19 protein-coding genes are annotated in these 26,322 nt (G+C 60.0%); 12 read left to right on the top strand and 7 right to left on the bottom strand.

Going from position 1 to position 26,322, the window contains the following annotated elements; genetic code table 11:
* Window positions 1–92: 92 nt before the first annotated feature.
* Complete coding sequence (locus C1719_RS01715; RefSeq protein ID WP_102373954.1) at window positions 93–1,868, bottom strand: FAD-dependent oxidoreductase; 1,776 nt, start codon at window positions 1,866–1,868, stop codon at window positions 93–95.
* A 235-nt stretch (window positions 1,869–2,103) separates the two neighbouring features.
* On the opposite strand from C1719_RS01715, the gene C1719_RS01720 reads away from it, so the two are divergent.
* Window positions 2,104–3,651 (top strand): helix-turn-helix transcriptional regulator, encoded by a 1,548-nt coding sequence (locus C1719_RS01720; RefSeq protein WP_102373516.1) that lies wholly within the window; start codon window positions 2,104–2,106, stop codon window positions 3,649–3,651.
* 292 nt (window positions 3,652–3,943) lie between these two features.
* On the opposite strand, the gene C1719_RS01725 is transcribed toward C1719_RS01720, so the two are convergent.
* From C1719_RS01725 to C1719_RS01735, 3 genes are all read right to left on the bottom strand, one after another.
* Window positions 3,944–4,387: a universal stress protein gene (locus tag C1719_RS01725; RefSeq protein ID WP_102373517.1), complete on the bottom strand. Its 444-nt coding sequence runs from the start codon at window positions 4,385–4,387 to the stop codon at window positions 3,944–3,946.
* 83 nt (window positions 4,388–4,470) lie between these two features.
* Complete coding sequence (locus C1719_RS15620; RefSeq protein ID WP_180963418.1) at window positions 4,471–4,680, bottom strand: response regulator transcription factor; 210 nt, start codon at window positions 4,678–4,680, stop codon at window positions 4,471–4,473.
* A 1,318-nt stretch (window positions 4,681–5,998) separates the two neighbouring features.
* Window positions 5,999–7,528 carry a helix-turn-helix transcriptional regulator gene (locus tag C1719_RS01735; RefSeq protein ID WP_102373518.1) on the bottom strand — a complete coding sequence of 510 codons (1,530 nt, stop codon included), beginning with the start codon at window positions 7,526–7,528 and terminating at the stop codon, window positions 5,999–6,001.
* A 224-nt stretch (window positions 7,529–7,752) separates the two neighbouring features.
* On the opposite strand from C1719_RS01735, the gene C1719_RS01740 reads away from it, so the two are divergent.
* From C1719_RS01740 to C1719_RS01755, 4 genes are all read left to right on the top strand, one after another.
* A complete protein-coding gene (locus C1719_RS01740; protein ID WP_102373519.1) occupies window positions 7,753–9,507 on the top strand; it encodes an FAD-dependent oxidoreductase in 1,755 nt (584 codons plus the stop codon).
* 537 nt (window positions 9,508–10,044) lie between these two features.
* Window positions 10,045–10,947 carry an acetamidase/formamidase family protein gene (locus C1719_RS01745; protein WP_102373520.1) on the top strand — a complete coding sequence of 301 codons (903 nt, stop codon included), beginning with the start codon at window positions 10,045–10,047 and terminating at the stop codon, window positions 10,945–10,947.
* Between the two features lie 31 nt (window positions 10,948–10,978).
* Window positions 10,979–12,394: an APC family permease gene (locus tag C1719_RS01750; protein WP_102373521.1), complete on the top strand. Its 1,416-nt coding sequence runs from the start codon at window positions 10,979–10,981 to the stop codon at window positions 12,392–12,394.
* A 205-nt stretch (window positions 12,395–12,599) separates the two neighbouring features.
* Entirely contained in the window at window positions 12,600–13,784 is a 1,185-nt protein-coding gene (locus tag C1719_RS01755) for a pyridoxal phosphate-dependent aminotransferase (RefSeq protein WP_102373522.1), read from the top strand.
* A 70-nt stretch (window positions 13,785–13,854) separates the two neighbouring features.
* Here the strand turns inward: C1719_RS01755 and C1719_RS01760 are convergent, their stop codons facing one another.
* Window positions 13,855–14,880, bottom strand: coding sequence for a threonine aldolase family protein (locus tag C1719_RS01760; protein ID WP_102373523.1), 1,026 nt, complete (start codon window positions 14,878–14,880; stop codon window positions 13,855–13,857).
* A 114-nt stretch (window positions 14,881–14,994) separates the two neighbouring features.
* Window positions 14,995–16,539 carry a helix-turn-helix transcriptional regulator gene (locus C1719_RS01765; protein ID WP_245874246.1) on the bottom strand — a complete coding sequence of 515 codons (1,545 nt, stop codon included), beginning with the start codon at window positions 16,537–16,539 and terminating at the stop codon, window positions 14,995–14,997.
* 245 nt (window positions 16,540–16,784) lie between these two features.
* Here C1719_RS01765 and C1719_RS01770 point away from each other — a divergent pair, with 245 nt between their 5' ends.
* The 3 genes from C1719_RS01770 to C1719_RS01780 all read left to right on the top strand — a co-directional run bounded on the left by C1719_RS01770 (window position 16,785) and on the right by C1719_RS01780 (window position 19,382).
* The gene (locus C1719_RS01770) at window positions 16,785–17,378 is read left to right on the top strand and encodes an iron-sulfur cluster assembly scaffold protein (RefSeq protein WP_245874247.1); all 594 of its coding nucleotides are present in this window, start codon (window positions 16,785–16,787) and stop codon (window positions 17,376–17,378) included.
* Window positions 17,379–17,384: 6 nt separating this feature from the next.
* Window positions 17,385–18,419: a hypothetical protein gene (locus C1719_RS01775; RefSeq protein WP_102373526.1), complete on the top strand. Its 1,035-nt coding sequence runs from the start codon at window positions 17,385–17,387 to the stop codon at window positions 18,417–18,419.
* A 123-nt stretch (window positions 18,420–18,542) separates the two neighbouring features.
* Window positions 18,543–19,382, top strand: coding sequence for an ADP-ribosylglycohydrolase family protein (locus C1719_RS01780; RefSeq protein ID WP_102373527.1), 840 nt, complete (start codon window positions 18,543–18,545; stop codon window positions 19,380–19,382).
* A gap of 58 nt (window positions 19,383–19,440) precedes the next feature.
* On the opposite strand, the gene C1719_RS01785 is transcribed toward C1719_RS01780, so the two are convergent.
* Window positions 19,441–21,570, bottom strand: coding sequence for an aldehyde ferredoxin oxidoreductase (locus tag C1719_RS01785; RefSeq protein ID WP_102373528.1), 2,130 nt, complete (start codon window positions 21,568–21,570; stop codon window positions 19,441–19,443).
* A 312-nt stretch (window positions 21,571–21,882) separates the two neighbouring features.
* On the opposite strand from C1719_RS01785, the gene C1719_RS01790 reads away from it, so the two are divergent.
* The 4 genes from C1719_RS01790 (at window position 21,883) to C1719_RS01805 (ending at window position 26,322) form a co-directional block, all read left to right on the top strand.
* On the top strand, window positions 21,883–22,611 hold the full coding sequence (locus C1719_RS01790; RefSeq protein WP_102373529.1) for a ferredoxin-like protein: 729 nt from the start codon (window positions 21,883–21,885) through the stop codon (window positions 22,609–22,611).
* Window positions 22,612–22,796: 185 nt separating this feature from the next.
* Entirely contained in the window at window positions 22,797–23,480 is a 684-nt protein-coding gene (locus tag C1719_RS01795; RefSeq protein ID WP_180963420.1) for a molecular chaperone TorD family protein, read from the top strand.
* 98 nt (window positions 23,481–23,578) lie between these two features.
* Window positions 23,579–25,780, top strand: coding sequence for a molybdopterin-containing oxidoreductase family protein (locus tag C1719_RS01800; RefSeq protein ID WP_102373530.1), 2,202 nt, complete (start codon window positions 23,579–23,581; stop codon window positions 25,778–25,780).
* Window positions 25,780–26,322, top strand: coding sequence for a 4Fe-4S dicluster domain-containing protein (locus tag C1719_RS01805; protein WP_102373957.1), 543 nt, complete (start codon window positions 25,780–25,782; stop codon window positions 26,320–26,322). Before C1719_RS01800 ends, C1719_RS01805 begins: the two co-directional genes overlap by 1 nt.

Raw genomic sequence — 26,322 nt, forward strand, 5'->3', positions numbered from 1 at the left:
AATGGTGGTGTTCGTCTGCTCGGCGATGAGCTTCGAACGTGGTGCCCGGAAGCGTGCGGCTGGCAGGTGAGCAGCCGCACGCCGCAGCGATCTTACAGTCCGGCGAGCACGCGGCCGACGAGCATGCCGTGGGTGATGGCCATGCCGTGGCTGATGCCGGGGGCGGGCAAGGGGTAGTCCACGAGGAAGCGACCGCCCTGCGTGTTGCCGACCGCATAAAGGCCCTCGATCGGCTCGTCTTCGGTGTCGAGCACGTTGAAATCGACGTCGGTTTCAAGACCGCCCATGTTCACGAGGATTACCGTGTCGGTCAGCGGGTAGGCGTAGAACGGGCCTTCCTCGATGGGGAACAGGCGATCGGCGCGCTTGCCGAAATCGTCGTCGTGGCCTTTTGCGGCAAGCTCGTTGTAGCGATCGATGGTCGCCTGCAGCGTGGCGGCGTCGACGCCCATCTGCTCTGCAAGCTCGGCGATGCTGTCTGCGGTCTTGCCGAGTGCGTTGGCGCCTTCGAAGTAGCTCGTGAAGCCGGGGGTGTTGCCGTCCTCGTTGTTCTCGAGCGAGATGTAGGCGTTCTTGCCGTACGAGCCGTTCGGAACCTCGGAGCCGCTCTCGACATACCAGTTCACGTTACCGTGGCCGGTGTCCATGTAGCCGATCTGCTCGGTCCACTTCGAGTCGAAGATCTGCCACACCTGTTTCTTGGGGGCGCGGGAGATCTGGTTTTGCAGCGGTTGGCCGCCCACGTCTTCGTTCATGATGCGGTTGCCGTAAACGTCGGTGAGCAAAAACGCGTCCACACCGAGCGGTCCGCCTAAATGGTGGGTCATCGGGGCGTGGGGTCCGTCTTCCATCTTGGCGCCGATCCACATGCCCATCTGCTGGCCGTCGCCGGTGTTGGTCATCTCGCCCTTCGCATCGGTGTTGGGGAAAATGCTCATGAAGCGCGCAGCCCACGGCACGTAGTGCTCCATCATCTCGAGGTTCGAGGCGTAGTCGCCCGTTGCGAGCAGCACGGCCTTCGATGCGTTGATCCTCTTGTAATTGCCGTCCATGTCTTCGACGATGACGCCTTCGACGCGACCGGTGTTGTCGGGGCGTACGAGTTGGCGGGCGAACGTGGAGTACATGAAGGTGACGCCGGCATCTTCGCAGATTTTCACCATGGCCTCGATGTAGGGGCCGTTGTCGGGCAGGCAGATCTGGCAATCGTCGAAAATGGGGTAGTAATCATCGGCGACGTTTGCGGTGTCGGGGTGCGGCCAGTGCATCTTGCGCACGCTCATGCTCTCGCCGTCGTAGGGGTCGGATTCCGCTTCGACGACGTACTTGCCTTCGCTCGGCGCGAGGAACCAGTCGAACGCTTCCCCGGAGTTTTCGGCCCAGAGATTCAGGATGCGCTGGTTGGGGCGGTAGCCGCACTCCTTCATAAGCTGCGCGACGACGGCGTTCTTGTCGATTTCGATGCCGAGGTCTTTCTGGATCTTTCCTCCGATGCAGCCGACTTGGTTCGAACGGTACTGCCATGTCGTGCCCTTTTCGACGACCACGATGTTTTTGGCGCCGTTTTCAACCGCCGAGCGAACGGCGCTGATGCCCGAGATGCCTGCGCCTACCACGACGATCTCGGCATCGATGGTTTCGGCGATGTCGCTGTCGGCAATAGGATCGGGGGCGACGAGGAAGCTTGCGGTTCCAGTAGAGGCGGCAGCCGATCCGGCAGAAGCAGAGCCGCCCGAAGCGCTGCCGGTTTCCTTGGCTGCGGGCGAGCAGCCTGCAAGGCCTGCGCCGGCGATGACTGCCGCCGTGGCGCCGAGGCCGAGAAACGAGCGACGGCTGATGCCGTGCTTGGTCAAGGGGGTTTCTTTCATGGTCTCCTCTTTCTCTTGAACATCCCTCAATGCAACGATCGCACTGTATCCGCCTTTCGCGCCCTCCCGCACCGACTAAAAAGGTTGATTCATCGCCTTTCGATCAACATCAACTGAAAGGGTTGATGCCCGACCTCGGGAAACGCTGCAACTGTTGAAAGGCGGTTTCCGATTTGGCCTGAAAAATCCATTACAATAGGCAGGTTGGATATGCCGGACGGCATCAGGGAGGAACATGCGCGGCTTCTTCGATACGAGTCGAACGTTCACGGTGCGGTATGCGGGCCTGAGTTTTTATTGGGCTTGGGTATTTTTGTCCTTCAACTCATCCGATCTGACGGTGCAGGGCGGCTCCCACGAGATTCTTTCCGTTGTGCACATCGTATCGTCGGCAGCGGCTATGGTGACGTTTGCGATTGCGTTGGTTCTGTACCGCAGGATCATGGCATGCGACTCCAAGCGCATCGGGGTCGGGCTCGTGGCCGGTTCGCTCGTTTCCTGTGCGGGAACCGTGCTTTACACGTTTCCGGGGCTGGCGGGAAACGATGCCCTGTCGGTGCTCGGTGCGGTGATATCGGGCCTTACGTGCTCGGCAATCGTTCTGGGTTGGGGCGTTGCCTATCGCGATCTGGCTGCTCGAAACGCCGTTCTGTTTACTTCGATGACGTTTTTCGGCGCGGCTATCCTGTACTTTGCCGTTTCGCATATGAGTCCAGCTGCTTCGTCCATCGCCGTATCGCTGTTTCCGGTGCTCGCCGCGTCGTCGCTGGCTTACAGCCTGGCTAAACAGGGGATGAATCGGAGCGGCGAGCCTTTGGCGGCCGTTCGGCCCTCTTGGACGGGCGAGCTTGCAAACCTGTTGCGAACGGGGCTGTCGTGGCGCATCGTGGTCGGGCTTGTAGCCGCCTTGTTCGTATGCGGGGGCATGCGCGTCTATTTCGGCGATATCGCACCGGTGGTATATCGCGATCCGGTGCTCATGAGCCTGCCGATTGCGTTCGGTGCGGCGGTGTTCTTTGTTTACGGCATGTTCGTTTCCCGCGTAAGCCTCAATCTTGGGACGCTGTACCGCGTGGCGATGCCGCTGTTCGCGCTGGCCCTTGTGCTGATCGCGCTGTTCGGCGGAGATAACGCGTCGCTTGCGTTCTTCATGATGTCAACGGCGTCGGTGCTGTTCGAGATTCTTACCTGGGCGCTGCTCGTCGAGATAACGCGGACGACGCACTATCCGCCGCTGCTCATCTTCGCGGTCGGGCGGCTTGCGGTGCATGTTGGCATCGTTGCAGGCGAGCTGACGGCCTTTGCGATGATCGGCGATCTGATGGTCTTCGCCATTCTGGCCATCGGAATCCTTTTCGTATCGGCTGGATTTACGTTCGCCGATCGCGATACGACGTTTCTGTTCGAGCCGCCCACGCCCGAGGAGCTTGAGCGTCTTGGCGTCCCGGTCGGCGACGGTGCTTCGGCGTCGGGCCGCCCCAAAGCCGAACCCGCGGTGGAAGCGGATGTGCTTGGCCAGTGCGAAAGCATTGTCGACGAAGACCTTCTGATCCGTAGCAATCTAACCAGCCGCATCGATGCGATGGCGAGGGAGTATGGCTTTTCGCCTCGTGAGAAAGAGGTGTTCGCGCTATGGGTGACCGGACGCGGATCGAAGTACATCCAGGAGACATTCGTGATCTCGGAGGCTACGGTCAAAACGCACGTGCGCCACATCTACGAGAAATGCGACGTGCATAATCGCGCCGAACTCATGAGCAAGCTCGAGAATATTCCCGTATAGCCGCGCGCGGCCGCTGCATACGGGGCTATGCCAATGATGGCCTTGACGGGTAAAAGCACTTCAAATTGCACAATTTTCGCCAGATTCATACGTTCAAGATCTTTGTTTCGCTTGATGCGAGATCTAGGGCTTTGTTGAACTGGGAAAACGTCTCGCTGTTTCCGCGATTTCGAAAAAACTTAGGTTTCAGGGCCTTTCGCATGTATGAATCTGGCGAAAAACGTGCATATGAACCCATAGCCGCCGCCAAACCACCAAACCGCCGTGCGCTCCCATCGCGCGATCGCTTGCGCTAGTTCTGTTTTACGACCAGCACGTCGCAGCGCATGTTCCTGATGAGGAACGTCGAGACGCTTCCGACGAACGCGTACTTGATGTTCGAAAGGCCGCGCTCACCGCATACGATGAGGTCGGGATCGAACGGTTCGATCATCTGCTCGGCAAGCGTGTCTGTGATGCGACCGGCGCGCACGATGAGTTCGAACGAGGGGATGTCGGGGTTGTTGCGCGCCTCTTCCAGGGTGTCGGCGATGTCGTGTTCGAGCCGAGCGGAAACGTCTTCGCACAGAGCCTTGAAATCGGTGCCCGATGCTTCGTAGGGAACCGAGTCGATCACATGGCCGAACGCAAGGTGCGCATGGTTGTCTTCGGCCAGCGCGATGGCCCGAGCGGTCACGGCTTCTTGGGTTGATCCGCCGTCGAGCGCTGCGAAGATGCGGGTGTAATGTTGAGCCATGGGTCATCCTTCCTCGGGCATCTGTCCTGAGCCGGCGATCGCCTGTCGTTCGACCGCCGAAAACGGTTGGGAATATTGTAGCGCTAGTGCTCGCCCGTCTCTATCTCGCGGCACATTTCGATGATGTCTTGTTTCGAATGCACTTCGAGTTTACGGTAGACGTTCTTGATGTGCGTCTTGGCGGTGTTCTCGGAGACGCCGAGCGAGGAAGCGATGTCGGCGACCGAGCGGCCCTTCGATAGAAGGCCGAGCACATCGTGCTCGCGGTCGGTCAGATCGTGCTGCTCGGCCAATGCTGCGCAGGTGGCCTCGCGAGCTGCGTCGAGGGAGGTATCGGGCGGGGAAGCGAGCGGGGCGGCGGACGGATTGCCGGCTGCATCGACGGGCGCGACGGCACGTGCAGGCCCGCTGGTTGCGGGCGCCGCAGGCGGGGATGCGGAAACGACCGATCGGCGCGCGGCGCCCGCTTTCCGTTCGGGGTTCCTTCGGAACACGCACAGAGCGATAATCGAAAGCNGATCATCGAAAGCAGGTAGAGCGAGACAAGCGAAATCGCCGTGATGGAAAGATCGCCCTCGGTGAGCGTTCTGCCACCGAAGTATCCGAACGCTTTGCCGAGCGCTCCGGCAAGCGATGTCGTGCCGAGAGCAAGGCCGAAGCTTGTCGTTGCGCTCAGATCGTGTCGTCGCGAGGTGTCGGCGGCGAGGCACCACAGCACGATGCCCGCAGCATAGGAGCCCGCCCCCACAAATGCGTTCACGATTCCGCCGAAACCGTTCCATATGATGGGCAGCAGCAGAAAGCCCGTCGCCACGATGGGCAGGATCAGCTTGTAGATGTTCTCCAGGCGCATGTTCTGCTTGAGTACGGCTACAGGGGCGACGAGCAGCAGAAGCACGACGGCGCTGCTTGCGAGCGAGAACAGGCGCATGGTTTCGATAGACCCGTCGTATTGACCCGATATCCAGGGCATGAGGCCGGTGAGGAATGCGAATACCGAGGTGCCGAAGATCGGGCGCCACAGCTCGCTGAACGCTGATCGCAGGCGGGGACTGTCGAAGGCGACCGACGACCGATCGGGCAGTTTGATCAGGATGATTGCAACGGCGAGGATCGAGGCGATCACGGCGAAGACGAGGGCGATGCTGGGAATCACGAACGTCACCGCGTACAGGACGAGCGCGGCGGTCTGGCTTCCGAGCACGAACAGATATGCCGTGCGAAGCGGCAGCGCGGCGCATAGCCTGCCCCATGAGATGCTCATGAGCGCGTCTCCCACGCCGAGAAGCGTGCCCGCGGCGATGAGCTCGATAAGCGTTGCGAACGAGATGTCGCCGAAGCTTGTTGTCGAACCAAGTCCGGGCATGGCCAGGATGCCGACGATGAACAGCACGGCGCCCACCTTGCCGAATTGACGCTGCTTTGAGGTGCTCACCAGGGAAAAGAAGAAGCATCCGAAGTAGCCGAAGCCTTTGCTGAGCAGGCTTACCGTCATTACGGCGACGGCTATTTCCTGCGAGGCTCCCAAAAGGCCGGGAAACAGGATGGTGCCGTGGAAACAGATGAGCTCTGCGAAGAGAAACAGCGAAAACCCGAGCAGTCTCAATGCCATCATGCTCGCATGCCCCGCCTGTTCTTTACCGCGGAAACGAGCTCTGCGCGCGAATGGACGTCGAGGTGGCGGTAGATCTTCTGGGTGTGGTACTTCACCGTGCTCGCAGACAGGTAGAGATCCTGGGCGATGCGCGGGATCGTGCGTCCTTCGATGAGCTGTATGAATATCTGGCGTTCCTGATCGGTGAAGCCAAGCTCGTCGGCGATGTCGTCGAGGGTTGCGGGCTTCTCGCTCGCGGATGCGGTCGCTCCGTCTGCGGGAAGAGGCGTTTCGGCATCGGGTTGCTGCGCGTCGCGGCTCGCCCGCTGTCGCCCCAGAAACGATGATGCGGCGATGGCGATGAGGTAGAGGCTTCCCAGCCCGATGAGGGCAACGCCCGCACCTGCTTCGGAAAGCCGGGTGGCGAATACCGAGCCGATGCCCGTTCCAGCCAAAAGGCAGGAAAGCGTCAAGGTGTCGCTTCCCGCGAAAAGCGGCGCCGAAGGCACGTCGGCCGCCCGTGCGATTTCTGCGATCGTGCACGACAGTATGATGCCGGTAAGCATGTAGCCGGTCGTTGCCAAAACTCCGGCCACGGGGGTCGGTATGGCGGAAACGAGTCCGGGCAGAATGAGAAAGCCAAGAGCCGAGAGGGGGAGCGCTATCTTGTAGCCGTTTTCCAGCTTGAGGGGCTGATGAAACGCGAGCGCCGGAATCAGCATGATGACGATGACGGCGGCAGATATGCCCAACACGAAGAACTGCATGCCTACAGGATCGAGCGGATCGGAAGCATGGCTCGCAACCGAACTGACGAAACCGCTGAGGAATGCGAAAACGCCGACGGCCAGCACGCCCTTCCAGAGAAAAGGCGCAATTCCTTTGATTTGGGAACGGGCCGTATGCGCATGGGCTCTAAGCGGCGGGAGCATAACCGCGCAGATGTTGCCTCCGATCATGCATACGGCGAGTGCGGGTATGAGCAGCGAAGACGGCAAAAGCAGCACGAGTGCGCAGAGCACCGTTGCCGCGGCATGGCTTGCGAGCAGGTACAGATAGCTCGTGCGGTAGGTGAGCGAGGGGAGCGTGGTCAGCCATATGAGCCCCATGATTCCCTGAGCACCTCCGAACAGCATGCCTGCCAGGACGGTCGGTGCAGGCGACGCTTCGCTTGCGCTTCCGATGGCAAGCGCAAGACCGATGCAGGCGACTGCAGTGGCGATAGCAGGTGCGAGGCGGCGCGGCAGGGGATTGCGCAGCAGCCGCGAGGCGAACAGCGCGAAGGCAAGGAAGACGATTATGCGCGAAGCGATAGAGGCGTAGGAAAACGCTTCTGCAGCGGATTCGCCGAGGGCTCCGCCTCCGATGAGGGCCGTGTTCGAATGGAACGCCAGTATGTCGGCGAACAGGTAGAGCGAAAACCCTGCGTATGGGGCCGTGATCGTCTGCTTCATGGTGTTGCTCGTTTGCTGCGGCTCATGGTGCAGCGTACTCTTCCTCCCGTGGATGATCATCCCATGATACAGGTGAAGCGGTTTTTTCGCCATAAAGCGCCTCTCACCTGATCAGCCGTTTTGAAATTTAGCCGTTTCGGGTGAGGTGAACGAGCGCTTTTCGAGGCTTTGGATCCTTCGGGTGATGACGGTTTCGGTGCTCGTTCGTAAGCTAGGGGTCGTTATCGGGCAGGCAGACGGAAGGGCTGCGGATCGCTTGAACGGAGAAGGCGGTCGGATGCCCGATTGTGAGAACCGATCATCGAAAGGGGATCATTATGGAAGAAAAGAAACTATCGCGTCGAGCATTCCTGGGACTCGGAGCGACGGCAGCCGTTGTGGCGGGTGCCGGCATCGCCGGGTGCGCGCCGGCGGCCAAAGAGGGCGCGAGCGCTGCTGCCGGTTCGGGCGATGCCGCAGCATCGGCCGCTGCGACCAGCAACCCGACCGAGTTCGTGCCTTCGTTCATGAACGCTCCCGAACCGATCGACGAGTCGAAAGTCACCGAGACGATCGATGTCGACGTGTGCGTCGTGGGCCTTGGCCTTGCGGGCGTTTGCGCTCTGCGCGAAGCAGCCGACAGCGGCGCTAAGGTCATCGGCATCGATAAGGGTCCCGATGTGGGATATCGCTCGGGCGAGTTCGGCACGTTCGGCAGCGAGATCCACAAGCAGCTCGGCATCGAACAGCCCGAGACGCAGGAAGTCGTGAACGAGCTCATGAAGGTCATGGGCAACCGTCCCAACGCGCAGCTTCTGAACTACTGGATCGGCAACTCGGGAGCCGACCTCGACTGGTATATCGGCACCGCAGAGCACGAGCTGCTCACGAGCGATTCCGATACGCCGACCGACCCCGAGAAGCCCTACGTGTTTCCTGAGCGCTGCCCGGTGAACGAGAACTACAACTGGCGTGAGGAGAACTACCCCTGCTTCCCCGGTATGGTGCATCTGCTTCCCGATCACGGATGGGCCATGCACGGTACGCTCGAAGCCGCTCAGGCCTCCGGCGCCGAAGCGCGTTTCAACACCAAGGGCGAGCAGCTCATCAAAGAGGGCGACAAAGTAGTCGGCGTGTATGCGTCCGACGAAGACGGCAACATCATTCGCATCAACGCTTCGAAGGGCGTCGTGCTTTCCACGGGCGACATCTCAAGCGATACCGAGATGCTCACCTACTACGCGCCGCAAGCAACGAAGTACGGCGTGTTCTTCAGCTCGATGGATAAAAACGGCAAGCCCGTCAATACCGGCGACGGCCATAAGATGGCCATGTGGGCAGGCGCTGTCATGGAGGACGGCCCGTACGCCCCGATGACCCACAGCCTCGGCACCAATTCCATCGGCATCGATCCGTTCCTCATGGTGAACAAGCTGGGCCAGCGCTTTGCAAACGAAGACGTGGGAGCCCAGGAGCTTCAGAACCAGATCAAGCGCCAGAAGGATGGCATGACTTACCAGATCTTCGACAGCAAGTGGAAAGAGCAGCTTTCCGTTATGCCCCAGTGCTTCGGCGGCGTGACCCACTACATTCCGCCTGAGGAAGAAGAGCAGTACGCGCACGCCATCAACCATTTCGCTGCCGGATATGCTTCCGACGGCTACTTCCAGGGCGAGATCGAGGCCGGTTCGATCATCCCGGCAGATTCGATCGAAGAGCTTGCCGGCAAGATCGAGGTACCCGCCGACGCGCTCAAGGCGACGGTCGAACGCTACAACGAGCTTGCGCACAAGGGCGTCGACGAGGACTTCTCGAAGGTGTCGACGCGTCTGTTCCCGGTCGAGAACCCGCCGTTCTACGCGGTGCCGTTCGGCGATTCGGGCATGCTCGTGCTCATCGGCGGCATCGATTGCGATCCCGATTTGCATGCGCTCGATGCCGAGAAGAACCCGGTTCCCGGTCTTTACGTTGCGGGCAACACGATGGGCGGCCGCTTCCTGGTCGACTACCCTGTCACCGTTGCGGGCGCGAGCCATTCGATGGCCATGTCGTTCGGCCGCCTCGCCGGACGCAATGCAGCAGCAGGGAAGTAGGTTTCGCCTGCTGCGATAGCCGCAATGCCCGAGGCCGACGGGTGTAACGGCAGATGGATTTCAAAGCCCCGCTGCCAAAAGAGGCGGCGGGGCTTTGCGCTGTTTTGGGACCGGCCGCAACGCTTCGGGTTTGCGGAGGCGGCTTTTCGTCCTCATCCCTCCCTCGGGGGTGGTGGTGCACGCTTTTTGCCGATGTGTTGCGTTTGGCATCGCGTCCTACCGACTAATGGAGCATATTATATATTTTGAACTGGGGAAACGCTTCATGCTGACAGGAAGCAAGCCGGTTGTGGGGCGTCGATGGCCTTCAAAACGTAACACTTCGATGATTTTTGCTCAGTTTGGACCCCCGCCCATTTCTGCGAGGCGAAGATCCCCTCGTCGGCTGTTGCGCGCAAGGAGGCGCCGCTTTTTTGCGCTGCATCCACGCATTTCCGCGGATGGGCGAATCGGATTGACTTTCTTGTTGTCCCAAACTTCTCTGCGAGGGTAGAATATGTCCGGCATAGTAATAGATAAGCAAGGAGGTGAGGTACCATGAAGACGATCGAAAACCAGGTGTACGCGTTCTCGAAGGACAACGAGCCGTGCGAGACCGTGCAGCCAGGCGAAGTGCTGAAGTTCAAAACGCTCGATTGCTTCTCCAACAAGATAACCGGGGAAGATATCACCATGAACGATTTGGATTACGGTTACGACGTTGCGAACCCGGCTGCCGGTCCGGTGTTCATCGAAGGTGCCGAGGCAGGCGATGTGCTCGTCGTGGACATCTACGATATTCAGGTCGCCGATGAGGGCACCGTGGCGACCGACGACCATTGCGGACCGTTGTTCGAGACAACGGGCTACCGTACCAAGAAGATCAAGATCTCTGATGGCATGGCGGATTTCAACGGTGTGAAATTCCCCATAGATCCGATGATCGGGGTCATCGGCACGGCACCCGACGGCGAAGACGTCATCGACGGCTACGTGGGAAGCCACGGTGGCAATATGGACAACAAGCTCATCACGAAAGGCGTGCGCCTGTATTTTCCCGTACGGGTTCCCGGCGCGCTTCTGCAGATGGGCGATGTGCATGCCGCAATGGGCGACGCCGAGCTGTGCGGCACGGGTATCGAGATTCCAGCGGAAATCACGGTCAAGGTATCGCTCGTTAAGGGATTCGAGCTCAACTGGCCCGTACTCGAAACGCGTGACAGCTGGTATGTAAACGCGAGCGCGCAGGAGTACAACGAGGCGCTCGTCAACGCGAGCAAGGAAATGCAGCGGCTTTTGATGGGCGTCACCGGTTGGGATCCCGTCGAAACGTACATGTACATGTCGATCCAAAGCGACGTGGAGATCAACCAGGGATGCAAGCCATGCGAGGTGCAGCTGAGCTTGCGGCTCGGCACGCCGAAGCTGCCGCAGTTCCCGCCGCTGGTTCCGCAGCCGTAAACCATTCCGATCAATGAAGGAAGAAAAGACAATGGAAGAAAAGAAATCATCGGCGACTTCGACTCAAGCAGCCGGTGCGGCGCGCGGTGAGAACATAGAGCAATTCGGCTACAAGCAAGAGCTTCGCCGCGGCATGGGCCTGTGGGACGTCGTGTTGTACGGCGTTTTGTTCATGGTCATCATAGCCCCGCAGTCGATTTTCGGCGCCATTCAGCAGAACAGCCATGGCATGACGCCGCTTGTGTACATCATCGGCTTCATCGCCATTTTGTTCACGGCTATGAGCTACATGCGCATGAGCAAGCGATTCCCCATCGCGGGTTCCGTGTACTCCTACGTACAACGCGGCATCAACCCGCATGTGGGCTTCATCGCCGGTTGGCTCATCCTGCTCGACTATATTTTGGTGCCGGGACTGCTCATCGTCATGGTGATGAACTGGGGCGTGGCGCTTGTTCCCGGCAGCCCGGCATGGCTGTGGGGCGTCGCCTTCATCGCGTTCAACACGTTTGCGAACATTCGCGGCATCCAGATGAGCCGTGGCGTCGACTGGGTTATCTTCGTGGTCGAGATCCTTGCCGTCATCGCATTCGTTGCGCTCGGTTCCATGTTTCTTATGAACGGCGGTGCGAACGGCTTCACGATGGCTCCTATCTATCAGCCCGGCGAGGTCGATGCGCACTTTGTAGCCGCAGGCATCTCCATCGCGGCGCTGTCGTTTCTCGGCTTCGACGGCATGTCGACGCTTGCCGAAGAGACGCACGAGCCCGAGAAGAACATCGGCCGCGGCATCCTGATCGCGCTGTCCATCATCATCGTGGTGTTCGTGGCGCAAACCTATATCGCCGCCGCCGTCCAGCCCGACTGGGCGAGCACTGATCCTGACATGGGATTTTTCGACTCCGTCATGATCGTTGGCGGTGAGCCGTTCTACAAGATCATGCTCGTTGTGAACATCGTGGCTGTCGGTATCGCGAACATTATGAATGCGCAGATGGCGTCTTCGCGCCTTTTGTACTCCATGGGTCGCGACGGCGTGATCCCGCGCGTGTTCGGCAAGGTGCACCCGAAGTACCAAACGCCGTGGTTTTCCGCTGTGTTCCTCGGCGTAGTTACGCTCTGCCTCGCGCTGCCGCTCATGGACCGCATGAGCGATCTCGCCGAGTTCGTGAACTTCGGCGCGCTTTCGTCGTTCATCCTCATCAATATCGCCGTAATCGTGTTCTTCTTCGTTCGCGAGAAGCAGCGTAAGACGTTCGGCGATGTGATGAAGTATCTTATCTGCCCAGCTATCGGCATTGCCATTCTCGTGTACGTGTTCACGGGCTTTGCGTTCATGACCTATGTGGTGGGCATCGCCTGGCTTGTCATCGGGCTCATCATAGGAGCGATCAAATCGAAGGGCTACAAAGAAGTGCCCGATGCCTTCAAGAACCTGGAAGTGTAGGATTTCCGGGGCAACGGGGCAACGGGGCAACGGGGCTTGCGAGCGCGAGGGGGAAGGCGCATGCGATCGAGGACCAAAGCAGCCTACCCTAGCCCAAAAGCCCGCCTCTTCGAATCGAATACCGGTTGCACGAGTCGCCCGTCTTGTTGCGGGCGACTCGCTTGTGTATTCTATCGAGTGCATGAAACGAGCAGAGGAGCAGCGCATGGTGAACGAGAAGATGTACGATCTGGGAAGCGAACCGTCGGCTATACGCGAGCTATTCGCCTACGGGTTGGCGCGCAAAGCCGAGATCGGTGCCGACAAGGTATTCGATTTCAGCTTAGGAAACCCGAGCATTCCTGCTCCCGATGCCGTTAAACAGGCGATCGTCGAGCTGCTTGACGAGCCTCCCATCTCCCTTCACGGCTACACTCCCGCACAGGGAACGCCAGGCGTTCGCTCGGCGATTGCCGATTCGATCAACCGTCGCTTCGGCATGAAGGCGACCTCCTCCAACATTTACATGACAGCGGGAGCCGCGGCTTCGCTCGCCATTTCCATCAACGCCGTTGCCGACGCAGGTGACGAGTTCATCGTGGTTGCGCCGTACTTTCCCGAATACCGCATTTGGATCGAGGCGGCGGATTGCACGTGCGTCGAGGTCATGGCGCGCGAGCTTGATTTCCAGCTGGATCTCGCCGCCATCGAGGCAGCCGTCACACCCAAGACGAAGGGCATCATCGTCAATTCGCCTAACAATCCGGTGGGCTCGGTGTATTCCGAGGAAAACCTGCGCGGTTTGGCCGATGTTCTGCGGGTCAAGCAGGAGGAATTCGGCAGCGTCATCTACCTGATCTGCGACGAGCCGTATCGCGAGATCGTCTACGAGGGTGTAAACGTACCCTATGTTCCTGCGCTCTACGACAACACGATCGTATGCTATTCGTATTCGAAATCGCTCAGCCTGCCCGGTGAGCGCATCGGCTACATATACGTTTCGGAGCGGATGCCCGAATGGAACCGCGCGTACGCTGCCATATGCGGTGCGGGTCGCGCGCTTGGGTTCGTGTGCGCGCCGTCGCTTTTCCAGGGGGTCATCGAGAAGTGCGTGGACGTGCCGACCGACGTTGCGGCATATGCCGAGAACCGCGAGCTTCTGTGCCAAGGACTCGCCGGCCTCGGCTACGAATACGTTGAGCCGCAAGGGGCGTTTTACCTGTGGGTAAAGGCTCTCGAGCCCGACGAGCAGGCATTCGCTGCTCGTGCTAAAGAGCACGAGCTTCTACTGGTGCCGTCGACGAGCTTCGGGTGCACAGGCTACGTGCGCATCGGTTATTGCGTGAGCAAAGAGACCATCGCCAATTCCATGCCCGCGTTCAAGGCGCTCATGGAGGAGTATCGGGGCTAGCGGTTTGGCTGCGTGGCGAAGCTTTCCGATACGTTTTTCCCTGCCGCGTTTCGCGTGATCAGCGGATGTTCTACAGAAGCTCGATGAGCGCATCGACGTCCTCTTCGCGCGTTGCCCAGCTCGTGGCGAACCGGACGACGGTTCGGTTGGCATCGAGCGCCTCCCAGAAGCCGAACGACACCTGCTTCGACAGTTCATCCATTTTTGCATTGTCGAGCACGACGAACTGCTGATTGGTCGGTGAGTCGATATGGAGCGCGTACCCCGCATCGATGAGCGCCGCCTTGAGTTTCATCGCCATGTCGATGGCGTGTCGCGAAATGTCGAGATAGCGGTTTTCGGTGAACAGGGTCTCGAACTGGATGCCGAGCAGCCGCCCTTTCGCAAGCAGCGCGCCATGCTGCTTCATGAGCGTGAAGAAGCCTTTTGCAAGCTCGGGCTTGGTGAAGACGACCGCTTCGCCGAACAGTGCGCCAACCTTCGTACCGCCGATGTAGAATACGTCGCAAAGGCGGGCGATGTCGGCAAGCGCGAGATCGGCGCCTTCTGCAGCGAGTCCGTAGCCGAGCCGCGCGCCGTCCATAAACAGCGGGAGCTTGAATTTGCGGGCAACGTCCGAGACCGCTTTGAGTTCCGAGAGCGAATAGATCGTGCCGTATTCGGTAGGATGGGAGATGTACACGAGGCCCGGTTCCACCATATGCTCGTAGTTGGCGTCGGCGTAAAACGTCGTGCAGAACGAATCGATCGCTTCCGCATCGATTTTGCCGAGCGTATGGGGGATCGTGATCACCTTGTGGCCGCTCGCCTCGATGGCGCCGGCTTCGTGGGTTGCGATATGCCCCGTATCCGCCGCTAAAGCACCCTGGGTCGAGCGAAGCAGCGCATCGATGATCGTTGCGTTGGTCTGCGTACCTCCTACGAGGAAGAACACCTCGGCTTCGGGGCACCCGCATGCTTCCCGAATCAGCGCACGGGCTCGTGCGCAATAGGCGTCGGTGCCGTAGCCCGGCGTTTTCTCCTCGTTGGTTTCCATGAGCTTTTCGAGGATCGCGGGGTGCGCGCCCTCCATGTAATCGCTGTCGAAGTGCTGCATGATGGCCTTTTCTCGTTCATTGCATTTCGGCCGATCTCTTCGGCCGCTGCGTTTCGGATGCGTTCTCGCGTACACAGGACCAGTATACTCGAGTACCGCATGACGGTGGGTTCTCTACGATGTGTACTGCTTCATATAGTCGAGGATTTCCTGGCGCGAATGGAGGCCCGTCTTCGCGTAGATGCGCTTGATGTGGGCGTGCGCAGTTCCCTGACTGATGTAGAGCTCGTCGGCCACGCGCTTCTGCGTGAAGCCGAGCGCATAGAGGGAAAGCACTTCGATCTCGCGTTCGGAAAGCAGGAACTGCCTGCCCATCTCCTCGGCGTTGTGCTGCATGGTTGCCTGGCGCATGCCCGAAAGGCTTTCGTTGCTATCGAGTCCCATGATCTTGACGAGGGCGCTTTGGCGCGAGGTGATCTTCTCGTGCTCGTCTTCGTTTTCGCGTTTCGCAATGTAGATGAACTGGACGAATACCGATTGGGCGGAAATTACCACCAGCACGCCCATAAGCGTGCCGACGAGCATGTCGTTTGCCGAGAGAGGGTAGATCTCAAGCAGGACGATGCGCGCGACGGCCCTGCTGCCAAGCCACACAAGCCAGCAGGCGATGGCGTAGTAGTACGGATCTCGCCATCCGTAGCTCATGAATGCGACGACGGCATACCAGGTGAAGCCGACCATCATGGCGTTGAGCGTAGTGGTGAACACCGCACCGATATCGAGGCTTTCGGGAAACGCTGCATATGCGACCAAGGCCAGGCAGGCAAGCGTTTGCATGATAATCCAAATGCCGACGGTCATCACCTGCCCCTTGCCCTTTACCGCGAACACGATGATCGCTGCGGATAGGGCCATGGTCAACAGCATGTAAGCGACCCGCGTCGCGGTCGAAAATGCGATGGGGGCTCCGTCGGGATAACCGCGCAGCAGGCCGATCACAATCGAGAGCAGTCCGATGCCGATTCCGGTGACTGCGAGAAACTGCTTGTTGGATACGAGCGATTTTGCAAATCCGAAGTAGTCGTGCGCTTTCGTATCGGGCGGAGCGAGAAGAAGCTTGCTCCGATTGCGCGATGCCACGATGCAGGGATACTGCGCGACGACGAACAGGGCGCCGACGGTGTAGGCGATCGCGTGGGGCAAAAGAGCGCAGATGTAGATGATTATCTCGCTGAGGAACAGCGCGGCGAACACGTATACGGCGGTGATGGTGGTTGTCGAGCCGCGCGCCCTGCGAAGCCAGTAGTACAGGGCAAGGGAGCCGAACAGCGTGCACCCGGCGCACAGCGCGAGCTTGATCCCGTCATGCTGGATGCCGAGCACCTCCATGGCGGTCAGCCCGACAAGCGTCGCCGCTTCGAGCGCCGTGCTTGCGGCCATGAGCGCGCCGACCTGCTTTCTGCTGCACTTGGTTTTGCGCACCGCCGAGATGATCCAGGAGATTCCCAGAAAGGCGAGCGCGATGAGCATGCCGCCATCGGTGAATACGCCTTCGTCGGTTTGCGTATAGCTGCCGTAGCTGGCTACGATGAGGCCCGAACGCGCGAATGCCAATCCGAGCACGAAGGGCCAAAGCGGAAGATAGGCTTTGAAGACGTCGGCGAATCCGCTTTTGCCCGGAATCTGATGAATGGTTTCTTCCTGCTCTCGTTCTGCCAAAATTCCTCCCGTTTCATTTGGCACAGCGGGCCGATGCTCATCCCCAAAAGGCTCGGCAGACATCCATTGTAGTGCGCTTTCGGTTTTATACCAGACGCGCATCCACGTTGTGGCTGAACTGTTTATACAGGTAGTTGCCGCTTTAGTAAACGGGCAAACGTGAAAATATCCTCAAAGAGGGGATGGTGGTTTTTGGCGTTCGGACATCATGGGAACATCGAAACGAGCGGAGAAACGAGGAGCACGTGTCGGAAAGAAACGTCTATATCGAACCCGAGGAGCGGGCGGTCATTCGCACCGCCGACGTCTATCAAACCGAAAGCGAAATAGGGACGACGGGGTATTCGGACAAGCTCCTGTCGGTTGTCGCGACGTTCAGCAACAGCGGCGCGCCGGAAGGGTTCAACGCGCAATGCATGGTGGGAAAATCGAAGCGCGGAGAAGTTGCCATGCGCCTGTTCGCCATCGTCGATCCCGCCGAGGATCGGTTTGTGCGCGTTGGGTTCAAATCGCGCGGATGCCTTGCCATGACGGCATGCGCGAGCACGGTGTGCTCGATGCTCGAGGGAAAGACGCTCGACGAGGCGCTTTTCGTGACAGGCGACGATATCAAAGAGGCCCTCGACGGCGTTCCGTGGGATCGCATTCATACCGTGTACTTCGCCGTTGAGGGGATACGGGCTCTGGTCGGCGATTATCTGATGCGCCAGGGTGCGGATGTCGACGAGCTCGACCGCCGCGTGCCATGCGATACCTGCGGCGTCGGATGCATCATGACAGAGCATTGCTCGTTGCGCGACGGGCGCATCGAATTGCAATTCGGACGAGCAGCAGGGTAGGTTGCCATGGAAGAAGAGTTTGCAGTGCTGCAGGAAGGCGCGGATGCGGCAGGTGTGGAGCAGGTTCGCGAAGAGGATTTCACCCCTGAGGAAATCGCCGCCTTTGAAGAGTCCGATCTGCATCATGCCCTCGCGTCGCTTTTCGAAGCGGTGCGCATCTGTTCGGCCGACGGGCGTCTGTCGGCGCCTGACGAGTGGGAAGAGGCCGGCGTCGTTCCCCCTCACCTGAGCGCCGAGGATTTCGAGATGTACGTGTACGACTACCTTGAGGAGCGCAGTGCTTCGCCTAAGGATGAAGCGTCGGCAGAAGAGCCTGCGACGACGTATCGGACGGCGACCCGTGCCGTCGGCGTGCCCCAGCCCATCGCCGCCGCTTCATGCGAGCGCGCTGCGGGCGAGGATGGCGAAGATGCTCCTGAAAGCGAAGACGGCGAAGATTCGGTTCGGTTTGACGAGGCTGGTGCCGAGAGCAGGGGGGAAGGCCTCGACGGCGACTTAGGCGGCCGCGGCGAATGCGAGCACGGCGAAAGCGACTGCAGCGGCGATAGCGGCGACGATCTCGGGTTCGATGTTCCCGAGGGTTTCGAGCTCGTTGAACTCGAAGGGGAGTTGACGCTCGTGCCGATCGAAGGCGCGGACGAAACCGATGAAATCGCATGCGACGACATGGCCGTGCTCGTTGGCAAGCGCAGCTACTATCTGTACTCGAGAGACGTGATGACCGACCGCTACGCGCATTGGGCGTTTCTCGCACGGGAGGACGATCGCATCGTCACGTTCGTCGAATGCGTTCGGGACGAGTCGAGAACCTACCCGCGCCCCATGTCGATCGACGGATTGAAAAACGAACCGTTCAGTATGACCGACGAGGAGATTGTCGAGACATGGGAGGCGATCAAGGAATCGGGCGCTTATCCCGATATCGAAACCACTGCGGCATCGAACGGCGATGTGTTCTTCTATTCGACGGAATACCTCAACCCCGCGTATGCCGCATCGCTGGCTGAATGGCATGCGGTCGAGCGGGGGATGTACCTCTGATCGCCCGGCCGGCGAAAGGGCTTTTTGCGAAACGCCCGACAATGATATGATCTTGGATGCACGGCCCGCTGCGCCCGCGCGGAGCCGGTGCTGCGTTGCCGGCGAGCGAACGGGAGGCGGGACATGTCTTTGGGCAGGCGAACGGTTCGGGATGCGGTGTACGGCGTTGCCGTGGGCGATGCGCTCGGCGTGCCGGCTGAGTTCAAGGCGCGCGATACGTATCGCATCGAGGGAATGACGGGGCGCGGAACCTACGATAAGCCCGTGGGAACGTTTTCGGACGATACGAGCCTGACGCTGGCCACATCGAACAGCATTCGCATCTGCAAGGGAATCGACATCGACGATATGCGCGAGCGGTACCGTGCTTGGCTGCGCGATGGCGCATACGTGCCCGACGGTGAATCGTTCGGCGTCGGGCGCACGACGGCCGCCGCGCTCGATCGCGGACGCGGTCTCGATGGCGAACGCGATAACGGAAACGGCTCGCTTATGCGCATCGTGCCGCTCGCCTTCGTAGACGGGGTGACCGACGGCCAGATCGAAGCGGTATCCGCCATCACGCATGCTCATGCAATCTCGAAACGAGCCTGCGTCATCTACGTGCGAATCGCACAAAGGCTGCTTGCAGGTGCATCCGTCGCCGAGGCGATCGAAAGCGTTGTCGAACCCGAGGCAAAGCCCCCGTTCGATCGCCTGTCGTGCATCGCCTGTCTTTCGCGCGACGAGATCAGGTCGAGCGGCTACGTGGTCGATACGCTCGAGGCGGCGCTGTGGTGTTTGGCTGTCACGGATCGATTCGAGGATGCGGTGCTCGCCGCGGTCAATCTCGGCGATGACTCCGATACGGTGGGCGCCGTTGCGGGTGGTCTTGCGGGCATCGCATACGGATACGATGCCATACCGAGCGAATGGGTTCGGGCGCTGCGCGGGCGCGGGATGCTCGAGGCAAGCCTGTTCTAAGGGAAAAGCCCCCGTTCAACGGGGGCTTTTCACAAGAAGGGGATTTCGGCGGGTCGCTTTACGGCAGCAGCCCGAGCGATTCGAGGTCTTCCTTCACGTCGGTCATGCCGTAGCCTTCAAGGCATTCGGCCGTGGGGCAGCCAAGCGTTTCGTCCCAGCCGAATTTGCCGTACACCATGGTGAGCGCGGTCTGGAAATCGTCGCGATCGATTTTGATCGTGCCCTCGGTGAAGGGTTCGAAATCGGGGTCGTGATCGAATACCCAATCGGTGATGCGATCGTGGTCGTTGCGCAGGTCGTTGTTGCCTATCGAGCCGTCGGCCTTCGTCATGCCGCGCACGGTGTTGGCGCGTTGCAGCGTCATGATGCGGGCGCCGGCCTTGTACAGATCGTCGGTCGTCACCTCTTCGCCGGTGACAGCCTTGTAGAATTTCGCTTCAAGATCGAGGTCGCCGCGGTAATCGCGCTGCTTGGTGGGACTCATGGTCATCGGCCATACCCAGTTGCACAGCGTGAGCGAGTCGTGCAGCACGTCGGTTACGATCGACCACCAGCAGAAGTTCGCCTTGCTATCGTTCATGGGCGTGTAGTTCTTGTCGGGGTCGATTGCGTCGGCGCCGCCCCAGACCTCTTCGGCTATCTGCTGTTTGAGCTCGAAGGGCAGGCCGCATCCCTGGAAGTTCACGGCGGAGTGGATCATGTCATCGCGGTTGAACATCATGTTGTAAACGCCGCCCACTTGGCCGAAACATTCGGTTGCGTGGTGCACGGGCCAGCCGCGGTAGTTGATGAGCGCGCTCGGCTTCTGGTTGAACCAGTCGGTATCGTCCCAGCGCTCGGCCCAGACGTAGGGTCCGTAGGCGAGATAGGCGATCTCGGAATCGTTCTGCGCGATCTTGTTGAGAACCTCGACCATGATGGTGGGATCATCCTCGTAGATGCGGTTCCAATCGAACAGAGCCTTCTCTTCCTCGGGCAGCACGCGGTCGAACACGCCCGCCTTGATGCAGTGGGCGAAATCGCGCCAAAGCTGCGCGTAGTTGCACCAGAGGCCCAGTTCGTCGATGGTCGTGCCGATGATGGTGTTCCAGAGGATGCCCGACTCGGTGTCCTCTTTGATGTCGGTTGCGAGGATGCCGTTCATGTATTTGAAGGGGAAGTTTGCCGCACATGTGTTGCCGGCGGTCGCCTTGCCGCCGAGTTCGCCCGTGCGGTCGATGCGCAGATCGGAGTAGCAATGAATCGGGCAGCTGTGGCAGCCGTTCATCTTGACCGTGTACTTTTCGGCGACCTCCCCGAGGTCGTAAACCGATTTCATGCAGCGGTAGCCCACGGTGTTGAGTTCGCCGGGCTTCGGCTCTCCCACATCGATGGCGCCGCCTTCGGCGATGCCCCATGTAAGGCCTTTGCGGGCGGACCAGCGTGAGCCTTTGTCGTAGTATTCCGCCCATTCCTGCTGGGTCTGGGGTACGACGTGGTTGTTGTTCGATCCGATGATTTCGCGCAGCATGTAATCGGAAAGATCGGCAACCGCTTGCGGGTCGGCAACGTTCACCGAGCCATCTCCTTCGACGACGAGCGCTTTGCACATCTTCGACCCCATCACCGCGCCGACGCCCGCTCCACCGGAGTGGTTGCGCGAGTTGATGATGCAGGAGTAGGGGAGGAGATTCTCTCCTGCGGGTCCGATGGCTGCCACGCATGCCTTGGTGCTCTCCTTGCGGCAGAGCGCCTCGGTGGCTTCGCGGGTTCCCATGCCCCACACGTCGCGTGCATCTTTGATCTCTACCTTTTCATTCACTATGTTGAGGTAGACCGGGTGATCCGATGCCCCCTCCACGACGATCGCGTCGTATCCGGCGAGCTTGATCTTTGCGCCGATCATACCGCCGCAGTGCGCGTCGACGATCAGGTGGTCTTTGGTGAACGTGGAGAGCGAGCAGATGGTCGTGCGACCCGCCAGCGGCACGCCTGATGCCGTTAGGGGTCCCACGGCGAATACGATCTTGTTTTCCGGGGACAAGGGATCGGTGCCCGCGGGCACTTCGTCGTACATGATCTTGTTGGCGAGGCCCATACCCCCGATATAGAGCTTATACGGATCGGTCGGCTCGGTGGTGATGGATCCCGTGCTCAGGTTCACGCGCAGGATCTTCCCGGCCCATCCATACGATTTCTGGTCAGCCATGTTGATATCTCCAAATCTCTTGAGTCCTTGGTTGTGTGAGGAGCAAACGAGATATTGGGCAGCATGGACGAAAAATCGTCGCTTGCGAGTATGCGACCGGGGATGCCCGGCACATCCCCTCTTTGAGGGTAATTCCTCTGATCTGCGACTTTACTCCTAAAGAGGGTAATGCCGTTTTGCACGGGCAGGCACAATCTGCAGTGTTGTGTGAGAAGGCGGACGGGTTTTAAGGGAGGAAAAGGACCCGCGGACGCGGGTTGAACCAACGAAAACGACACTCACAGACGAGTACGTGAGGGGGAGTAAGAGACTATGTCAGATAGCAATCTGCACGATCAGGTTTCACCGCAGCAGGCACCTGAGCCCGAGACGGTTACCGAAACCGAGGCCGCGGAGAAGCGCGCGCGGAAAACGGTGACGCGCCGTCAGGTTCTCGCCATGGCCGGATGCGGCGTTGCGGGCCTCGTTGTCGGAGGCGTTCTTGCAACATGGGGGGTAACCTCCGAGTCGATCGCTTCGGGCCGCATCACCATCCGCACCACGCCCACCAAGATGATCGTGACCGATCGCGCCCGCTGCTCGGGCTGCCAGCGCTGCGAGATGATGTGCACGCTTAAAAACGACGGTCGCGTGTGCCAGAGCATCGCGCGCGTTCGCGTGTGGCCGAACTATAACTACGGTCACGGCGTCGACACCAAAGACGGCGTTTTCGACAACTGCCAGTTCACCATCGAGAGCTGCAAGCAATGCGAAGATCCCCAGTGCATGAACTACTGCCCGGTCCACGCGATCTACTGCGATGAGGAATCGGGCGCGCGCGTGGTCGACGCGGACGTATGCATCGGCTGCGGCATGTGCCACGCGGCCTGTCCGTGGAACATGCCGGTCGTCGATTCCGAAACGGGCGTTTCGACGAAGTGCATTTCGTGCGGCCGCTGCGCAGAGCAGTGCCCCAATGGAGCCATCAAGTTCATCGACTGGAAAGATATCGCCGACCAAGTCATCGCGCAGGGCGTGGTGTCCACGGCGACCATCGTATAGGCGTGCGCGAAGCGTCGACGCGGTGTCGAAGCAGCAGCGGGATGCGCTTGCATGCAACATGGGAATGCTGCAGGTCAAGGCGAGCGAATCCGCACTGCTTTGCATCAAAGACGCATCGGTACGGGTAAGCGCTACATTACGTTGATACAGCGATACACTGCAGGGTTTGGAAGGAGAAAAGGGCGATGATTGAGGACGAGGCCATCTTTTCGATCATGTCGAAATGCTTCGCTCCAATCGATGAGCGCGAGTGGCAAGCGCTCGCGAAAGGCGCGACCTGGTCGGGCTTTCTCGATGGAGTGCGCCGCGCCATGCAGGACGAGAAGACGTTCGGTTGTTCGACCGGCGCGTTTCAGCGCGCAGCCCGGCGCTGCCCGCTGCAGGATTTTCTCTCTGCCGGCGAGGTGAGGGCCCTGTTCGCTCCTCCGAGTTTCGATGAGAAGCGGCAGTTTGCAGCACGCCATTTCGCAGGCGGGTTGCCCGAGTCTGCCGTTCCGGTCGAATCGCTTTACGTTCGATGGTCTCAAAGCGTTTCGAACCAGGCTCCCTTTTCGCATGCGAAAGGTTTGTACCGCGGCGATTCGGCTCTTTACATGAGCGAGTTGATCGAGCGGCTCGGCCTGACGCTGCCCGAGCCATTCGCTTCGTGCCCCGATCATCTTGCCATCGAGCTCGATCTCGTGGCGGTGCTTTTGCGATCGGGCATGCGCGAAGAGGCGCGCTGCTATTTGGCCGAGCGTTTCGAATGGCTGACGGCTTACCGGATGCGCCTCTTGGCCCTGGGAGAAGAGGCGAGCTTTTACGTCGGCTTGGTGGATGTCATTTTGGGCATTCGCGCTCAGCAGGGCGTTCGGCAGGCGAGCGCATAGCGAAAGCGATGGGAGGCCGTTCGGGAGATGGGCGGCGCGGAAGAGAGCCTACGAAAACACGCGACCAAACGCGTGCAGTGTATAGAAGGGAAACAGTTATGTCAGAAAACGCAGTAACCAGGCGAAGCTTCCTGGCCGGCAGCGCGGGCGCGGCGGCGCTCGTCGCGGGTGCCGGGTACCTGAGCTTCGATGCCTGGGAGCAGGCGCATGCTGACGAGCAGGATGCGCAAGGTCAAACGACGACCGCGCATTCGCTCTGCAACGCCTGTTCCACAAAATGCGGGTTCACGGCTTATGTATCGGACGGGCGGTTGTCGAAGTTGATCGGCGACCGGGATCATCCTTATGCGCAGGGCAAGCTGTGCGCTCGCGGGTACGGATATTCCCAAATCGCCTATTCCGAAGACCGCCTGACCGACCCGCTCAAGAAAATGGAAGACGGAAAATTCGAAGCCATCTCGTGGGAACAAGCGTACAGCGAGATCGCCGACAAGCTCATGTCGCTTATCGATGCGAACGGCCCCGAGGCCGTTGCGCTCGTGCAGGATCCGAGGCCGTCGGGCAAGTACTACACGAAGCGCTTCATGGATGCGATTGGGAGCCCGAATTTCTACACGCACGGCGCCGCGTGCAATCTGTCGAAGGAAAGCGGGTTCACGCAGGTTATCGGCAAGGGCAACTACGAATCGGATATAGAGAACGCCAAGATGGTCATGTTCATCGGGCGCAGCTACGCCGACGCGATCCGCCCGAGCTCGGTGATCGCGCTGCAGAAAGCGCATGAAAACGGCGCCAAGGTGGTCATCGTCGATCCCCGGTGCAACAACACGCGCATATTCGCCGACGAATGGGTGCCTATCAATCCGGGCACCGACCTTGCGCTCGTGCTTGCGATGTCTCAGGTACTCGTAAGGGAAGGCCGCTACGACAAGGAGTACGTGGCCGAGAACGTGAGCGGCTTCGACGAGTGGGCCGCCCAGGTTGTCGAATACACTCCCGAATGGGCTGAAAAGCAGACGGGAATACCCGCCAACACCATCACGAGGCTCGCCCTCGAGTTCGCCGATGCCGCACCGGCTGCCTCGATCGAGCCGAGCTGGCGCGGGGCTTTCGGCTGCGCATACCAGAACTCCGGCGAGACGGCGCGCGCCATCTGCGTGTTCAACACGCTTTTGGGCTGCTGGAATCAGAAGGGCGGCGCTCTGTTCACGCCGAGCGTTTCGGCGGGAAAGGTCGACGAGGAAAAGTTCCCGCCCGTTCCCAAACCCGAGGGCAAGCAGCTCGGCGCCGCGGAATATCCGCTCGCCCTTGCAGGCATGGGATCGAACGTCTACGCTGCCCAACAGGCGAAAGAGGGCGCGATCAAGGCCATGATCTTCTACAACTCGAACATGGCCGCCGGGTATTCCAACACGCGCTATCTTGCCGAAGCGCTCAAAAACCTCGAGCTTTGCGTGGCGATTGACGTGCAGATGTCCGAGACGGCGATGCTCGCCGATTACGTGCTGCCGGAGTGCAGCTACCTCGAGCGCATGGAGCTTCCCGAGTTCATCGGCGGCATCGTGCCCGCCGTTGCCCTGCGCGATCAGGTGATAAAGAAGGTGCATCCCAACACGAAATCGGTCGATGAGATATTCTGCGAGCTCGCAGAAGCATGCGGCGTGGGCCAGTACTTCGGCTTCACGGTTGAGGAGTTGGCCGATGCGCAGCTCCAAAGCGTGGGCCTTTCGCTCGATGCGCTCAAGACGACGGGCGTCGCGTATTTCTCCGATAAGGAGTTTTCCTACGGCAAGACGCCCGAATGGAAGACCCCGACCGGAAAGATCCAGTTCACAAGCGAAGCCGTCGAGGCGGCGGGCCTGCCTGCTGCGCCGATGTGGATGGAGCCGGCCGTTATGCCGATTGGATTGCAGCTGCGCCTTGTGGGCGGCAAGCAAGCCATTCACAGCCACACCCAGACGGCGAACATCGAAGACCTCATGCAGATCACCAAGGATTACGATCTTACCCGCGTGTGGATAAACGCCGACGTTGCCGAGCAGCTGGGCATCGCGGATGGCGATGAGGTAGAGGTTTCCAACGAGGAGCATACGGGACGATGCCGTGCGAAGGTGACCCAGCGCATCAACCCGACGGCGCTCTACATGCCGAGCCACTACGGTTGCTCGTCGCCCGATCAGCACACCGCTTACGAAGTCGGGCTTCGCCAGATGGATTTCGTTCCGTTTAGGATCGAACCCGGATACGGGGCGGCGTGCACGCAAGAGGCGCTCGTCTCGGTGAAGAAAGTAGGTGCATGATGGCCCGCTACGGAATGCTGATCAATACCAAGAAGTGCATCGGGTGCTATGCATGCCGAGTTGCGTGCCAGCGGCAGAACAAGCTGGGTCCCGACGAGCCGTTCATCCGCTACGAAGAACATGAAACGGGGGCCTATCCCGAGGTGGGCATCGAGACGGTGCCGCTGCAGTGCATGCACTGCGAAGACGCCCCGTGCGTATCGGTCTGCCCGACAGGCGCCGCCTACAAGGGCCCCGACGGCATCGTAGGCGTCGATCATGGACGCTGCATCGGGTGCAAGTACTGCATGGCGGCATGCCCCTACCAGGTGCGTGTGCATAGTCACGAGACAGGGACGGTTGACAAGTGCCGCTTCTGCGTCGTGAGCTCGGCTGAATCGGGAACAAAGATGTCGACCTGCGTCGATGCGTGTCTCACCGATGCGCGCATGTTCGGCGATCTCGATGATCCCGAAAGCGATATATCCAAGGCAATCGTGAAGGAGAACGCCCAGCCGATCGCGGGCGACCTCACGAAGGCCAAGATCTTCTATGTGAGGTGA

Origin of the sequence: Raoultibacter massiliensis, from assembly GCF_900199545.1 — a bacterium.
In the GTDB taxonomy this organism is placed as follows: domain Bacteria; phylum Actinomycetota; class Coriobacteriia; order Coriobacteriales; family Eggerthellaceae; genus Raoultibacter; species Raoultibacter massiliensis.